At 38.1% G+C, this 16,317-nt stretch carries 11 protein-coding genes; 9 read left to right on the plus strand and 2 right to left on the minus strand.

Going from position 1 to position 16,317, the window contains the following annotated elements; all coding sequences use genetic code 11:
* Positions 1-79: 79 nt before the first annotated feature.
* On the minus strand, positions 80-1,675 hold the full coding sequence (locus PMI13_RS02590) for a peptide chain release factor 3 (protein WP_007840390.1): 1,596 nt from the start codon (positions 1,673-1,675) through the stop codon (positions 80-82).
* Positions 1,676-1,826: 151 nt separating this feature from the next.
* On the opposite strand from PMI13_RS02590, the gene PMI13_RS02595 reads away from it, so the two are divergent.
* From PMI13_RS02595 to PMI13_RS02630, 8 genes are all read left to right on the plus strand, one after another.
* Positions 1,827-2,657, plus strand: coding sequence for a CPBP family intramembrane glutamic endopeptidase (locus PMI13_RS02595; RefSeq protein WP_007840391.1), 831 nt, complete (start codon positions 1,827-1,829; stop codon positions 2,655-2,657).
* A gap of 116 nt (positions 2,658-2,773) precedes the next feature.
* The gene (gene rdgB / locus PMI13_RS02600) at positions 2,774-3,364 is read left to right on the plus strand and encodes an RdgB/HAM1 family non-canonical purine NTP pyrophosphatase (RefSeq protein WP_034670591.1); all 591 of its coding nucleotides are present in this window, start codon (positions 2,774-2,776) and stop codon (positions 3,362-3,364) included.
* A gap of 41 nt (positions 3,365-3,405) precedes the next feature.
* The gene (locus PMI13_RS02605) at positions 3,406-4,320 is read left to right on the plus strand and encodes a ribonuclease Z (RefSeq protein ID WP_007840394.1); all 915 of its coding nucleotides are present in this window, start codon (positions 3,406-3,408) and stop codon (positions 4,318-4,320) included.
* A 6-nt stretch (positions 4,321-4,326) separates the two neighbouring features.
* A complete protein-coding gene (locus tag PMI13_RS02610) occupies positions 4,327-5,097 on the plus strand; it encodes a TIGR02757 family protein (RefSeq protein WP_007840395.1) in 771 nt (256 codons plus the stop codon).
* A gap of 12 nt (positions 5,098-5,109) precedes the next feature.
* Positions 5,110-5,643, plus strand: coding sequence for a DUF1003 domain-containing protein (locus tag PMI13_RS02615; RefSeq protein ID WP_007840396.1), 534 nt, complete (start codon positions 5,110-5,112; stop codon positions 5,641-5,643).
* 223 nt (positions 5,644-5,866) lie between these two features.
* Positions 5,867-8,221 (plus strand): T9SS C-terminal target domain-containing protein, encoded by a 2,355-nt coding sequence (locus PMI13_RS02620; RefSeq protein WP_007840397.1) that lies wholly within the window; start codon positions 5,867-5,869, stop codon positions 8,219-8,221.
* A gap of 170 nt (positions 8,222-8,391) precedes the next feature.
* Entirely contained in the window at positions 8,392-11,967 is a 3,576-nt protein-coding gene (locus tag PMI13_RS02625; RefSeq protein WP_007840398.1) for a choice-of-anchor L domain-containing protein, read from the plus strand.
* Between the two features lie 126 nt (positions 11,968-12,093).
* Entirely contained in the window at positions 12,094-14,472 is a 2,379-nt protein-coding gene (locus PMI13_RS02630) for a T9SS C-terminal target domain-containing protein (protein ID WP_007840399.1), read from the plus strand.
* Between the two features lie 79 nt (positions 14,473-14,551).
* Here the strand turns inward: PMI13_RS02630 and rsmA are convergent, their stop codons facing one another.
* Positions 14,552-15,322, minus strand: a complete 771-nt coding sequence (rsmA, locus tag PMI13_RS02635) for a 16S rRNA (adenine(1518)-N(6)/adenine(1519)-N(6))-dimethyltransferase RsmA (protein ID WP_007840401.1) — start codon at positions 15,320-15,322, stop codon at positions 14,552-14,554.
* A 91-nt stretch (positions 15,323-15,413) separates the two neighbouring features.
* Here rsmA and PMI13_RS02640 point away from each other — a divergent pair, with 91 nt between their 5' ends.
* Positions 15,414-16,313, plus strand: a complete 900-nt coding sequence (locus PMI13_RS02640; RefSeq protein WP_007840404.1) for a cell division protein FtsX — start codon at positions 15,414-15,416, stop codon at positions 16,311-16,313.
* Positions 16,314-16,317 lie beyond the last annotated feature (4 nt).

A 16,317-nucleotide genomic window follows, 5' to 3' on the forward strand; every position in this document is an offset into this window, starting at 1 on the left:
AACTACAAATTTTGAGACAGAAAAAAGACTGCCCCTTTTGAGACAGCCTCTTTTTTCTATTTTTAATGATTAATTAAATCTAAGCTTCCTTGAACTCACTGATGAAATGAAGTTTTACATTCGGGAATTTCTCCTGTGTCATATGAATGGTAAAAGATGAATCGGCTAAAAATACCAGTTGATTATATTTATCTCTTGCTAAAAACCTCTGTTTCAGTCTTGCAAATTCTTTAAATTCTTCCGATTTTTCATCAGCCTCTACCCAGCAGGCTTTGTGCATAGAAAGGGGTTCATATGTACATTTTGCACCATATTCATGTTCTAAACGGTATTGGATCACTTCGTACTGAAGAGCACCCACTGTTCCGATGATCTTTCTGTTGTTCATTTCAAGCGTGAATAGCTGGGCAACCCCTTCATCCATCAGCTGATCAATACCTTTTGCCAATTGCTTGGCTTTTAAAGGATCATTATTATTGATATAACGGAAATGCTCCGGAGAGAAACTCGGAATTCCTTTAAAACTTAATTTTTCACCGCCTGTCAGAGTATCCCCGATTCTGAAACTTCCGGTATCATGAAGACCTACAATATCTCCCGGAAAACTTTCATCCACAACCTCTTTTTTATCTGCAAAAAATGCATTGGGAGAAGAAAATTTCATTTTTTTGCCCTCTCTTACCAATAAATAATTTTCGTTTCGTTTGAATGTCCCCGAAACAATTTTAACGAAAGCTAAACGGTCTCTATGCTTAGGATCCATATTAGCATGTATCTTGAAAACAAATCCTGTGAAATTATTTTCTTCAGGCCTCACAATGCGGGTATCGCTTTCTTTAGGCTGGGGCATCGGAGCAATTTCAATGAAAGCATCCAGCAATTCACGAACCCCGAAGTTATTCAAAGCTGACCCGAAGAATACCGGCTGTAAATTACCGTTCATATAATCTTCACGGCTGAATTCCGGGTAAACAGACTGTACCAGTTCAAGCTCATCGCGTAAATTCTGTGCTGCTTTTTCACCGATTACTTCATCAATGGAAGGATCATTGATATCATCAAATCTGATAGTTTCTCCAACTTTTTGTTTTTTCTCTTCCAGAAATAGCTGGATGTTGTTTTCCCAGATATTATATATTCCCTGGAAATCACTTCCCATACCGATCGGTATAGAAAGGGGAACTACACTTAATCCCAGCTTTTGCTCAACTTCATCCAGCAGGTCAAAAGCATCTTTACCCTCACGGTCAAGTTTGTTGATGAATACCAGCATCGGAATGTTTCTCATCCTGCATACCTGAACCAGTTTTTCGGTTTGTTCCTCAACCCCTTTTGCCACGTCAATAACAACAATTACAGAATCAACTGCCGTTAAAGTTCTGTAGGTATCTTCTGCAAAGTCTTTGTGACCCGGAGTATCGAGGATATTGATTTTATGGTCTCTGTATTCGAAAGCCAATACGGAAGTTGCCACAGAGATTCCTCTCTGTCTCTCAATTTCCATAAAGTCGGAGGTAGCTCCTTTTTTTATTTTGTTCGATTTTACTGCACCCGCTTCCTGAATGGCACCTCCAAAAAGAAGTAGCTTTTCCGTAAGAGTAGTTTTTCCGGCATCGGGGTGAGAAATAATCCCGAAAGTTTTCCTTTTTTCTATTTCTTTGATTAAATCTGACATATCGTATTTTGAATTGGCAAAAATCGTGATTTTTAATTGAAACTGAAAATTAATATCCTTCTCTTTTGATGAGGTGCTGAAAATTTGTAAAATTTTTGATGGGGTGTTTTAAATAAATTATCTTTGTTTCATAAATGATTATACAGAAAACATGGAAAACAGCAGATATCCAAAGTTTACATTTACATGGATTGGAGGCTTGATTTTATTAGCCGGATTATTTGTAGGGACAATGATTGTTTCCTTTTTTAATGTTTTCTGGATGCTTGTGTTCAAAGAAAACCTGCAATACAAAGACTGGTTTTTTATGATTGCCAATGCAGCAGGGTTTCTTACAGCTATTGCTTTTTTTGATTTTTTTATTGTGAGGCCAACAACTCAGAAAAAGCTTAACTTTAATTTTTCTCCCACCAATTTTTATACTTATCTCCTTATTTTTCCGATGATGCTGGGAATGATGTTTATCGGGGAATTTATTACTTCACAGATTCCTACTACAGGGCCTTTTTTCGGTAAGTATTATGAGTTTTTTACAAACCTGATGAATCAGCTGACGGATGATAAAGCTGTGATGATTATTACAGCAGTGATCATGGCCCCGATTTTTGAAGAAATTATTTTCAGAGGGATTATCCAGAAAGGATTGATGAATAAAGGGGTTGAACCATGGAAAGCAATCGTGTTTTCTTCAGTTATTTTTGGGTTGGTTCATGGCAATCCGTGGCAGTTTGTAGGCGCGGTTTTGCTGGGTTGTGTATTGGGTCTTGTTTATTTTAAAACAAAGTCCCTACTGTTGCCAATGCTTCTGCACGGGTTTAATAATTTGTGTTCTTCATTACTGATTATTTACACTAAAAATGAAAGTTTTTCGGAAGCACTTAAAATCTCCGAATGGATAATATTAGCTGTAGGGATTGTACTTTTTTCTTTATTTTATTATCTTTTTATGAAAAAATATAAAGTACATTATTCTGAGATTTAAGATAAACACTAATGACACTAATATCACGAATGCCACAAAAAAAGAACTCATGTTATTTGTGAATATCATTTGTGGGATTTGTGTTTAAAAAGAAAATAAAAATTTAAAAAATGAAAATGGATATGGAATTATTAGTAGCAACACACAATGAGCATAAAAAAGAAGAAATTCAACAGATATTGGGAGATGATTTCACCGTTAAAAGCCTGACAGATCATCATATTCATGAGGAAATTGTAGAAGATGGCGATTCCTTTAATGCCAATGCATTGATCAAAGCAAAATATTGTTTTGAAAAGACCGGTGTTCCAAGTTTGGGTGACGATAGTGGTTTAGTGGTAGAATCTTTGGATGGAAGACCCGGGATTTTCTCTGCAAGATATGCGGGAGATCATGATTTTGCTAAAAATATTCAGAAAGTTCTGGAAGAAATGCAGGGGATTGAAAACAGGAAAGCTTATTTCACTACTGTTTTATGCTATTACGATGAAAACGGAGCCCAATATTTCGAAGGTAAGGCTCATGGAAACCTGTTAACTGAAAATAAAGGCTTCAAAGGTTTTGGATATGATCCCATTTTCGTTCCTGAAGGGTATGAAAAAACATTTGCAGAAATGAACCCTGAAGATAAAAATAAAATCAGTCACCGTAAGCAGGCTTTAGATTCATTTTTAGACTATCTTAAAGTCGCTGATAAACAGCAATAATTAGATTTTCTGTTGTACATTTGCCTTAATAAATTATTGATTTGAGTACCTATTTAACGATATTAGGCTTTAATTCAGCGATTCCTACAATCAACTCTTCTCCCACAGCGCAATTGTTGGAAATGGAGGAAAGAAGCTTCCTGATCGATTGTGGTGAGGGAACGCAGGTTCAGCTGAGAAAAGCAAAAGCAAGATTTTCAAAAATCAATCATATTTTTATTTCCCATCTTCATGGAGACCATTGTTTTGGCCTGCCAGGACTGATTGCTTCTTTCAGGCTATTGGGAAGGGAAACACCTTTGCATGTATACGGTCCGAAAGGAATTAAAAGTATGCTGGAAACAATTTTTACCATTACGGAAACCCATCGTGGTTTTGAAGTAGTTTATCATGAACTGGATAAAGATTATTCCGAAAAAATTTATGAAGACAACAGGGTAGAAGTATTTACCATTCCTTTGGATCACAGGATTTATTGTAACGGCTATCTTTTCAGGGAAAAACCTAAAGACAGGCACCTGAATATGAAAGAAATTGCGAAATACAGTGAGATAGAAGTTTGTGATTACCATAATCTTAAAGCAGGAAAAGATTTTGTTCTGAATGATGGATATATTCTTAAAAATGAAATTTTAACTGTTGCTCCGGCACCATCGGTTTCATATGCTTTTTGTAGTGATACGAGGTATTTTGAATCGGTTATTCCGATCATTAAAAATGTAACGGTTTTATACCACGAATCTACATTTTTACATGATCTGAAAGAAATGGCGGATTACACGGGGCATTCTACAGCATTGGAAGCTGCTACTATTGCCAAGAAAGCTGAGGTTGGCAAATTGATCTTAGGGCATTTTTCAAACAGGTATGGTGATTTAACTGTATTTACAGATGAAGCAAGAATTATTTTTCCGAATACATTCCTGCCGAAAGCCCTGGAATCTGTGAAAATTTAAAAAAATATGTTGAATTTTGAGGAATTAAAATTTTTCTTAAACGAAAAAGCTGATCAATATAATAATGCCAATTTCATTGAAAATGATCCGGTACAGATTCCACATCGTTTTTCTTTACAGCAGGATATCGAGATTGCAGGCTTTTTATCAGCGACGATCTCATGGGGAAACAGGAAATCCATCATCAATTCGGCTGAAAAAATGTTGGATATCATGGGAAATTCGCCTTATGATTTTGTGCTGAACCACTCACTGAAAGATTTGGAATTTATTCAGGATAAAAGTATTCACCGAACTTTTAACGGTGAGGATTTTGCCTATTTTATCAGACAGTTCAACAGGATTTATAAAGAAAATGAAAGCCTGGAAGATTTATTTAAAGTTAAAGATTCCGAAACCAATTTTCTTCATGCAATTGAAAGGTTCAGGAATTCATTTCTGGAAAAAGGAAAGCACAGAAGCCATAAACATGTAAGTTCACCCTATAAAAATTCGTCATCAAAAAGAATTGTGATGTTTTTACGTTGGATGGTAAGAAAAGATAAGCGTGGAGTAGATTTTGGAATCTGGAAGAATACAGATCAGAAATATCTGTCTATTCCGTTGGATGTGCATACCGGGAACATTTCGAGAAAACTTGGACTGATCTCGAGAACTCAGAATGACTGGAAAACGGTTGAAGAGCTTGATCACATAATCAGACAGTTTGATGGGAAAGATCCGGCGAAATATGATTATGCATTGTTTGGTCTGGGAGTAACTAAAGAATTATTATAAAGAAAAGGTACAATGATGAAAACACCTCATGAAAAAACTGAAGTTTTAGAAAAAATTGCGAATGGAATTACCTGGTGGATAGGTTCTATACCATCGCTGATTGCGCATACACTATTTTTCCTGATTTCGTTCCTTCTTCCTTTACTGAAGATCGTAGAATTTGATAAAATGCTTTTGATTCTTACGACTGTAGTTTCTTTAGAGGCTATTTATCTGGCGATTTTCATTCAGATGTCGGTCAATAAAAGTCATGAAAAAATTGAAGAGATCAGTGAAGATATTGAGGATATTCAGGAGGATATTGAAGAGATCAGTGAAGATATTGAGGAGATCAGCGAAGATATCGAAGAGATCAATGAAGACATTGAAGATATCCAGGAAGATATTGAGGAAATTAACGAAGATGAAGAAGATGAGAACCATAATGAAAGAGCAAAAAACGTAATACTGAAAAGCAATGTAAGCTCCAACAAAAATGAAATTAAAGCATTAAAAGATATTATTCAGCAGCTTCAGAATGAGATCAATGAATTGAAAAAAGAATAATAGTAAAAGATTGGTTAAAAAATAAAATCTTAAGGCTGGCGAATTGTCAGTCTTTTTTTGTTGAACAAATGGAATTGTCATACATAATTATTTATTTTGATCGAAAATATTAGTTTTTTATTCGTATTGTTTAATTTTTGCGTATTTTTTAATTAGTAAATGAATTAGTTAAAGCTTAAGATTTTAAAAATATTTTTGTTATTTTTGAACAAACAATGACAAAATGTTAAATTATAGGTTAAAAAACTACTTTTTCTTTTTAGTGTTGCTGTTTATCTCTACTTCTGCATTTTCTCAGAATGCACCAAGAAAACATGCAAAAGAAAAGCACACCAGTGAAAGTATGAAGGCCGGGGTATTTATAGATGTAAATGTACCGTCATATGCACCTTCAGGCTACAATATTGAGCAGCTCGTAAAAAATGTATTAATCGCAGGTGGATCTACCTGTGCTGCACCCAATGTAACCAACGTTACCGTTTCTCCGAATCAGCCGGCTACAGATACTGAGCGGGCCTGGGGGTATTTTCATAAAGGAACTACCGCGTTTCCGTTTACAGACGGGATTGTATTGGTGACAGGTAAGGCAAGAAGAGCAGGAAATGTTTTAGAAGATGGTTTGAGTGATTCTGTACCTGGTTCAACCGTGAGTGATCCTGATTTGGTAGCTGCAATTAATCCCCTGGCTCCACTTAAAGATGCAGTAGCTATAGAATTTGATTTCGTACCCAATAGCAATCAGGTGAAGTTCAATTACCTTTTTGCTTCAGAAGAATATACTTCCGATTTCCCTTGTGGAAATTTTTCTGATGGTTTTGCTTTACTTTTAAAGAAAGTAGGGGATCCTGCTTATACCAACCTTGCTGTTTTGCCGGGAGGAATTCCGGTAAGTGTAACGAATATTGTACCTGCAGGGAATGGATTCAGCTGTGGACCTAAAAATGAAGCCTTTTTCGGCGGAATGAATTCTTCAAATATTGAAACTAATTTTAATGGGAGAACGATTCCACTGACTGCTATTGCAGATGTAATTCCGGGGCAGACCTACCATTTTAAAATGGTTTTGGCTGATGCCTCCGATACAAGTTATGATTCTGCAGTATTTATAGAAGGTGGATCATTCGATATCGGAATGACAATTGTTGACGGGAACGGGAACCCGCTTCCGGATACCATAAATATGTGCGACAATACTCCCCAGATTTTAAAAGCCCAGGTGGCTGCCGTTCCGGGAATGACTTTTCAATGGTATAAAAATGATGTGGCTATTCCAGGTGCAACGAGTGCTACTTATACTGCGACATCCCCAGGTGTTTATGTTGTAAGAACTTTTGTAGGTGGAACACAGTGTCAAACAGCCGGTATCACGATTATTGGCGGAACATCACCTGTCGCACAGGATGCCACTTTAAAGCTTTGTGAAACGCCTAGTATTATTACGTTCAACTTAAATGATGCCATACCGTCAATAAGTACTACGACGGGTGCTGTATTCCATTTTTATGCGAATCAGGCGGATGCGGTGGCTCAGAATAATAATTTCATTAATAACGTAACCAGTTATAATGGTGCCGATGGCCAGATTTTATATGTTGTGGTTTCAAACGGCGGATTCTGTAGTAAACTGGTTAAACTGACTTTAGTAAAAGAAGTTACCCCTATCGCTGTACTTACTTCCACAAAAGTGAGGATCTGCTCAGGAGAATCTGCAATTTTAACCGCTTCCGGCGGAGCTACCTATCAATGGAACAGCTTACCGGGAACAGGAAGCACCCAGACGGTAAGCCCGACCCAAACTACAACTTATACTGTATACGCAATCGGTATAAAGGGATGTAAATCTTTAGAGCCTGCAACCATAACCATAGAAGTGGTACCTGCAATTACTTCCAATCTTACAGGAGGATTGATTTGTGTAGGTGACCAGATTACCCTGGATGCAGGAGCCGGTCCAAATTACTCCTACTCATGGAATACCAATTCCACAACACAGACCATCACGGTAGGGACACCGGGAACTTATACGGTAACAATCAATAACGGTGTTTGTACCAAAGCCTATACTACAGAGGTAAAATTGGCTGTTATTCCTGAAATCATCAATGTAGACTACAGTAACAACGGAACAATGGTTCTTACAGCAAGTAATCCAAGTAACGGACAGTTGGAGTATTCTGTTGATAACGGTCTTACATGGCAGTCTTCAAATGTATTCAACAATGTTCCTAAAAATACAGTGATCCAGATCAGGGTGAGGGTAAAAAATACAAGCTGTGTAGGCTACCTTGAATACTTTACATTCGTGATGAAGAATGTGATTACTCCGAATGGTGATAATGTTAATGATATTATAGATTTCAGAGGAATCAATGAATATAAAAACTTCTCAGCCAATATATTCGACCGTTATGGACGTGAAGTGTTTAAAGCTGAAAAAGTACGTCCGTACTGGGATGGCTACTTCCAGGGCAAACGTTTACCTACTTCATCTTATTGGTATCAGGTGACTTTTGAAGATCCTGCAAGTAAAAAACCAACCGTAAAAACAGGATGGATACTTCTGAAAAATTTCGAATAATATTTTAAATGATATTAAAAAAGACTAGCGATTCGTTAGTCTTTTTTTTATTAATCCTGTAAAGTAAAATTGATATAGGAAAATAAATAAGGATATATTAATTATAATACATTCGGATAGAATTGAATTTCAATTAAAAAAAATAGTATTTTTGTTGAAAACAATATAAAATGTTAAATAGGAGGACAAGAAGTTTATTTTTGGCTTTGTTTTTAGTTCTTGGTAATTTAGTTTTCTCTCAAAACAGGGAGCGGATCGGTATCGTGAATAAACCTACTGCAGCAAATATGAAAGCAGGGGTTTTTATAGACGTGAATGCTCCGGGTTATCCGGAATCAGGTTATAATATTACACAGCTGGTAAAAGATGTTCTTATAACCGGTGGTTCTACATGTTCCACTGCCAATGTAAGTAATGTCGTTGTATCTCCTAATTTACAGGTGGGTGATTTGAACAGAAGCTGGGGGTATTTTAATAAAGCAACTACTAATTTTCCTTTTGCAAAAGGAATTGTTTTAACAACAGGGCATGCAAGAAAAGCCGGGAATGATTTCCAGGGAACATTAAGTGATCCTTTACCTTCTGCCGGAGATGCTGATCTTGCAGCTGCCTTAAATGTTTCTAATGCTAATTTAAGAGATGCCACTTATATAGAATTTGATTTTGTTCCGAGCTCTACCGAAGTTACTTTCAGATATTTGTTTGCTTCCAAAGAATACCAGGGGAATTTTACCTGTACGATTTCCGACGGTTTCGCATTATTATTGAAAAAAGTAGGGGATCCTTATACTAATTTAGCGGTGCTGCCCGGTGGGGCAGGGCCAGTGAGTGTTACCAATATTATCCCTGCAAGTTTACAGTGCGGTCCTAAAAATGCACAGTATTTTGCAGGATTAAATAACCCTCAGATTGAAACCAATTTCAATGGACGTACCATCCCGTTAACTGCGAAAGCTACGGTAATTCCGGGAGAAACCTATCATTTTAAAATGGTTTTGGCGGATTATCAGGATTCCAATTTTGATTCTGCCGTTTTCCTGGAAGCAGGATCTTTTGATATTGGTGTTCAGCTTTTAGGCCCGGGAGGCGTTGTCCTTCCGCCGTCTATTAATGTTTGTGATAATGCGCCACAGGTTTTAACGGCTTCTGCCCAGATTCCGGGGGCTACCTATCAATGGCTTTTTAATAATAATCCTATCCCGGGAGCCAATCAGATCAGCTATACGGCTACACAACCGGGGATTTATACAGTGCAGGTTTTTGTCCCTGGAAATACATGTCCGGGAACAGCAAGCATAACCATTGTGGGCGGAACATCTCCTACGGTGCAGAATGCTACGTTAACAGCCTGCTATGCTCCGGGAAATGCCACATTTAATTTAACATCTGCCCAGGCTTCCATCAGTACAACTCCGGGTGCAACATTTGCATATTATGTGAATCAGGCTGATGCTAACGCAGGAAACGGAAATACCATTGCAACGCCTGCAGCATACCCAAGTGCCGGCGGACAGACCATATATGTTTTAGTTAAAAACGGATTTTGTTCAAAAGTTGCCCAACTCCAACTGGTAAAAGCTCCCCAGATGACCGCTACTATTGCGCCACCTACAGCACTTACCTGTACCAATTCACAGATAACACTGAATGCATCTGCTTCAGTTTTTCCTGCAGGATCCACTTTCAATTGGACGACTACGGGTGGAAATATTGTTTCGGGTGACAATACCCTGACTCCTGTGGTAAACCAGGCAGGAACTTACACTTTAACGATTACGAAAACTTACGAGCCGGGAGGGGTAGCATGTACTGCAGTTGCCACTGTAACGGTGGCAGGAGACAGTGCTCCGCCTACAACGACTCTTACAGCAAGCAAAATATTAATTTGCGAAGGGGAATCAGTGATTTTAACAGCAGGTGGAGGAGCTACCTACAATTGGACCGGTTTACCGGGAAATGGAAATACACAGACGGTTACACCCACTGCAACAACCACTTACACGGTAACGGCAGTAGGGGCAAACGGATGTATTTCTCAAAATCCGGCTACAATCACTATTGAAGTTTCCCAGCCGATTACAGTGCAGGACGCAACATTGCTTAAATGCTTTGCTCCGGGAAATATTACTTATGACTTAACTTCAGCTCAACCTCAGATCACAACTTCTGCAACGGCTACCTTTGCTTATTATGTGAACCTGGCAGATGCCAATGCCGGGAATGCGAATACGATTCCTACTCCTACAGCATATTCAACACCGGGTAACGTCACCATTTATGTTTTAGTGAAAAATGGAGGCTGTACTTATGTGGTTTCTTTACAATTATTAAAAACTGCAGAAACTACGTTAACTATAGCAACTCCTCAAAATATTACATGTACCACAGCTCAGGTGACCCTGAACGCCTCGACTTCAGTAATTCCTGCAGGTTCTACGATTACATGGACAACCACCGGCGGAAATATCGTGTCCGGAGCCAATACTCTGAATCCTGTTGTAAATGCAGGTGGGACGTATACTTTAACGGTTCAGAATACAGCACAACCCGGAAATTTAACCTGTACTTATACTGCGACTGTGAATGTAGTGGAAGATAAGGTAGCTCCGGTAGCTGGTCTGACTTCATCTCAGGCACAAATCTGTGAAGGGGAATCAGTGACTTTAACAGCGACCGGAGGGGCTACTTACAACTGGACAGGCTTACCGGGCAACGGAAATACTCAGGTAGTTTCACCTACGGTTACGACAACTTATACCGTATTTGCGGTAGGAGCTAATGGCTGTATCTCAGCGAATCCTGCAACAGTAACAGTGATTGTAGGACCTCCAACGGCTACACTCTCGGCTTCAAAATCGAAAATCTGTGCCGGTGAATCTGTTACTTTAACTGCTGGTGGGGGAATTACTTACAACTGGCCGGGCTTACCGGGTAACGGAAATACGCAGGTGGTTTCACCTGCGGTTACAACGACCTATTCCGTATATGCATTAGGAGGAAACGGATGTAGTTCAATTGATCCTGCTACCATTACCATTGAAGTGGTTCCTGCAATTACTTCCACATTACATGATGTATATGTCTGTGCAGGTGATACAGGCGTTTTAGATGCCGGAAGCGGACCCAATTATACCTATGTGTGGAGTACAGGAGCAACAACCCAGACCATTTCAACGAATGTTACAGGGACTTACAGTGTAACCATCAGTAATGGTACGTGTTCTAAAGTTTTCACTGCTCAATTGCTGAATCCCGATCTGCCTCAGTTTACCAATATAGTGTATGATAATCATGTATTGACGCTAAGTGCTACCAATCCTACCAACGGAATTCTGGAATACTCAATTGACGGTGGGTTTACATGGCAGACTTCCAATATTTTCTATAATGTTTTAAACAATAATAATTACAGCTTAAGAGTAAGGACCAAAGATGCAAAATGTAGTACTGCTTTAGATTATTATACTTTTGTGATCAGCAATGCCATTACTCCGAATTCTGACGGTCATAATGATGTGGTCGACTTCTCCGGAATAAGTGATTATAATAATTTTGCTGCTTCCATCTTTAACCGGTACGGACAGGAAATTTTTAAAGCAACAAAGATAGAACCTGTATGGAGAGGAAATATAAACGGAGTTAATATGCCTACAGCTACTTATTGGTATAAAGTGCAGTGGGAAAATCCGGCAAGCAAAAAATTAGAATTGCGTTCCGGCTGGATATTACTGAAAAATAGAAATTAATATAATAGTAATATAAAAAAAATAAAGTCTTCCATAAATGGGAGACTTTATTTTTTTAACATAAAAATGATAAATACGTGTGGTATATATTCAAAAAAAAATTAAATTTGTTGAAACAAAAATATTATGAAGAGATATCTACTATTGTTTTCTTTTTTTATAATCTCGTTAAACTTTTTTCAATCACAAAATGTTACTTATCCCAGGAAAGTTCCTAAGCCAAGACCGAATTTAACGGCAAAAGCAGGTGCATTTATAGATGTGAATGCTCCGGGATATGCAGAATCCGCATATAATATTACCCAACTGGTAAAAGACGTATTGATCTCATCAGGAACAAACTCCTGTGTAACCCCCAATGTATCTAATGTACAGGTAAGCCCTGGTTTGCCCGAAAGTGATGTAAACAGAGCCTGGGGATATTTTCATAAAGGAACCACCAATTTCCCTTTTAAAGACGGAATTGTTCTGGTAACAGGAAAAGCCAACAGAACCGGGAATACTTATATCGATGTTAATAGCCCGTTGAGTGATCAGGTGGGTACGGGAAGTGACCCGGATCTGGTTGCTGCAACCAATCCTACAGCTTCATTACAGGATGCGGTAATTCTGGAATTTGATTTCGTACCGACTTCTTCCCAGGTGAAATTTAATTATTTATTTGCTTCTGAAGAATATACGGGAGGTTTCCCTTGTAGCTTCTCAGATGCATTTGCTCTATTATTAAGACCTGTAGGAAGTACTGCTCCTTATGTAAACATGGCTGTATTGCCAGGTGGAGGTGGTCCTGTAAGTGTAACCAACATTCACCCGGATACGATGTTCAATGGTGGACCATTAGGATGTCCGGCAATAAACCCAACCTTCTTCGGAGGTTATAATAATGCCAATATTGAAACCAATTTTAACGGAAGAACTATTCCTCTTACAGCAACAACAACAGTAACCCCGGGGCAGGCTTACCATTTCAAAATGGTTCTGGCAGATGCGATTGACAGAAGTTACGATTCAGCTGTTTTCTTGGAAGGAGGATCTTTCAATATCGGGGTTGAATTATTAGACCCTACAGGAGCTACTTTACCTTCAGATATTAATGTATGTGACAACGTACCTCAGGTATTGACAGCTTCGATCAGTGATCCTAATATGGCTTACCAGTGGTATTTTAACGGAAATCCTATACCGGGTGCTACCACAAATACAATTACGGCAACTCAGCCGGGTACATATACCATTGAAGTTAGTTTCCCTGGAAATCCATGTCCTGGTAAAGCTACAATTGTCATTCATGGAGGAACAACGCCTGATGCCATTGATGCTTCACTGCTCCTTTGTAGTACTCCGGATATCACAACGTTTGACCTGAGTACAGCAATGCCGTCGATCAGTGTAACGCCGGGCGCAGTATTTCATTTTTATGAAAATCAGGCTGATGCTTTAGCTCAAAATGATAATTATATCACCAATATATTAAACTATAATGGTACTGATGGCCAGATCTTATATGTAGTGGTTTCTAATGGTGGGTTCTGTAGCAGAACAGTTGAGTTGAAGTTATTAAAAGAGACAACTCCTACGGCACATCTGGTTTCTACAAAATTAAAAGTATGTCCTGGTGAATCTGTGGATTTAACTGCTACCGGAGGGGTAACTTACCAGTGGAATAACTTCCCGGGTACCGGGAATACCCAGACCGTAACTTTATACCATACTACGACCTTCACGGTATACGCCATCGGAGTAAAAGGATGTAAATCTTTATTGCCGGCAACCGTAACGGTAGAAGTTGTACCGGAAATTACTTCTCCTTTAACAGATGTTGAAATATGTATAGGAGACAGATTAACGTTAGATGCAGGAGCCGGCCCTAATTATAAATATTTGTGGAGTACAGGTGAAATTACACAGACCATTACTGTAGATCAACTGGGAATTTATAGCGTAACAATCGATAACGGATATTGTACTAAAACATTCACGTCAAAAGTAATGGCTGCAGCGTTGCCGTTCATTACCAACCTGAACTATGATAATAACAATACCCTGACAATTACAGCTCAAAACCCGTCAATCAATAATATCCCGGGAGTTCTGGAATATTCTATTGATAATGGAGTATCATGGCAGACTTCAAATGTATTTACCAACTTACTGGACAATACCACGTATTATCTCCAGGTAAGGATACAGGGAACACATTGCGTGGGAACTCTTGAATTCTTTACATTGAAAATAGCCAACATCATTACGCCTAACCAGGATGGTGTAAATGACGTGCTGGATCTTACGGCATTAGGAGATTTTAATAATTTTACAGGATCTATCTATGACAGATACGGTGTGGAATTATTCAGATTCTCAAAACTGAATCCTATCTGGGATGGGACTGTAGCAGGTAAGAGACTTTCAACAGCAACGTATTGGTATAAGTTCAATTTTGATTATCCGAAATCAAAAGCCCGGATGAACTGGTCTGGATGGATTATGTTGAAAAACAGAGAATAATAATCGATAATGCACAATACCTTAAAAAGCCTTTCAACTTGTTGAAAGGCTTTTTATATGGATAGAAAATGTAATTAATTTATTGATTTTGTTTCCAGAGAATCGTGAATGCTATAAAATCGGAAACGCTCAGTTCTTCAGCTCTTTTATCTAAAAATTCATGGGTTTTCATAGCCTCGGGAATGTTTAATACTTTAAGGGCATTCGAAAGCTTTTTTCTTCTTTGGTTAAAGCCTGCTTTTACGATCTGCTTAAAAAGAATTTCATTTCCGGCTAAGCCTTCCTTAGGGTTTCTGGTTAGCTTTATAACCCCGGATTTTACTTTTGGAGGTGGGTTAAATACATTCTCATGAACGGTAAAAAGATATTTAACATCATAATAAGCCTGCACCAGAACAGATAAGATTCCATAGTCTTTTGTTCTTGGAACTGCGGCCGTTCTTTCAGCTACCTCCTTCTGAAACATCCCTACCATTTCCGGAACCAGCTCATAATAATCGATGATTTTAAACAATATCTGGGAAGAAATATTATAAGGGAAATTACCGATGATTGCAATCTGTTCCCCATGGATAAAATCAAAATCCTGCTTCAGGAAATCTCCCACAAAAGTTTGTTCACCAATCTTCGGATAATGATTTTTCAGGTATTCTATAGATTCTGTATCTATTTCTGCAAGGTAGACTGTTTGATCTTTTTCAAGGAGATATTTGGTGAGAACGCCCATTCCGGGTCCTACTTCCATGACGTTATTGTAGTGTTCACAGCTTAAGCCTTCTACAATTTTCCTTGCGATGTTTTCATCTGTCAAAAAGTGTTGACCAAGATGTTTTTTTGCTTTTACACTCAAAGTTTTTTATGATTTTGTTAACAATGATTTTCTCTATTTCGTCCCAAATTTCGGAAGTTTTTTTCTATTTTAGCCAAAAATTTTAATATTAATGGCTAAATCTGTAGATGAATTTAATAAGAAAAGGCTTAGGTCTAGCAATATTACAGTAGTAATAAGTATTGCCTTAGTGTTATTTTTGTTGGGATTAATGGGGCTTATTTTAATCAATGCCCAGAAATATTCCGACTATATCAAAGAGCAGTTGGTAGTGAATGCTTACTTTGATGAAAATTATGATGCTAAAGATTCTGTGAAAATTGCGAAACTGGAAGATGAAACTTTTAAAGAAGTACAGACTTTGGCTCCCGTAAAGAGAGCAACTTATATTTCAAGAGAAATGGCTGCCAAGGAAGCAAAGGCAAGTATGGGAATCGACAGTGATGCTCTTTTTGAAGAAAACATCTTCCCGTCTTCCATTGAAGTTGCCCTAAAACCCGAATATGTAGACCCCGCAAAAATTGATGAGGCCATAAAAGTGATCAAATCTGTTCCGGGAATTGTTGATGTGAAAAACAACAGTACCCTGATGGTAGATGTTTACAACAACCTGAACAGGATTTTGAAATGGATCTTAGGGTTCTCGATTCTGTTCCTGATTCTGGCTGTAGTTTTGATCAACAATTCCATTCGTTTAAAGATATTCTCTAAAAGGTTTATCATTAAAACCATGCAGCTGGTAGGAGCGAAGAGAAGATTTATCCTTAAGCCGTTTATTATTGAAGCTGTAGTCTTAGGATGTATAGGTTCATTTATCGGTCTTCTGGCTTTATTCGGGGTGTGGTATTATTTTACAAGTCAGATCGGTTCTGCATTTGTACAGGACAATCAGCAATATTTCTGGTTAATTTTACTGGTATTCGGAGTAGGTATTTTTATTACCGTCCTGAGTACGATTGTTGCAACCTGGAGGTTCCTGAGAACAAGTGTGGACGATTTATATTATTCTTAAAAAG

The sequence above is a fragment of the Chryseobacterium populi genome, assembly GCF_000282115.1.
In the GTDB taxonomy this organism is placed as follows: domain Bacteria; phylum Bacteroidota; class Bacteroidia; order Flavobacteriales; family Weeksellaceae; genus Chryseobacterium; species Chryseobacterium populi.

Coding starts and splice junctions, on each gene's coding strand:
- PMI13_RS02590 (WP_007840390.1), bottom strand. CDS start 1,675: ATGTCAGATTTAATCAAAGAAATAGAAAAAAGGAAAACTTTCGGGATT.
- PMI13_RS02595 (WP_007840391.1), top strand. CDS start 1,827: ATGGAAAACAGCAGATATCCAAAGTTTACATTTACATGGATTGGAGGC.
- rdgB (WP_034670591.1), top strand. CDS start 2,774: ATGGATATGGAATTATTAGTAGCAACACACAATGAGCATAAAAAAGAA.
- PMI13_RS02610 (WP_007840395.1), top strand. CDS start 4,327: ATGTTGAATTTTGAGGAATTAAAATTTTTCTTAAACGAAAAAGCTGAT.
- PMI13_RS02615 (WP_007840396.1), top strand. CDS start 5,110: ATGATGAAAACACCTCATGAAAAAACTGAAGTTTTAGAAAAAATTGCG.
- PMI13_RS02620 (WP_007840397.1), top strand. CDS start 5,867: ATGTTAAATTATAGGTTAAAAAACTACTTTTTCTTTTTAGTGTTGCTG.
- PMI13_RS02625 (WP_007840398.1), top strand. CDS start 8,392: ATGTTAAATAGGAGGACAAGAAGTTTATTTTTGGCTTTGTTTTTAGTT.
- PMI13_RS02630 (WP_007840399.1), top strand. CDS start 12,094: ATGAAGAGATATCTACTATTGTTTTCTTTTTTTATAATCTCGTTAAAC.
- PMI13_RS02640 (WP_007840404.1), top strand. CDS start 15,414: ATGGCTAAATCTGTAGATGAATTTAATAAGAAAAGGCTTAGGTCTAGC.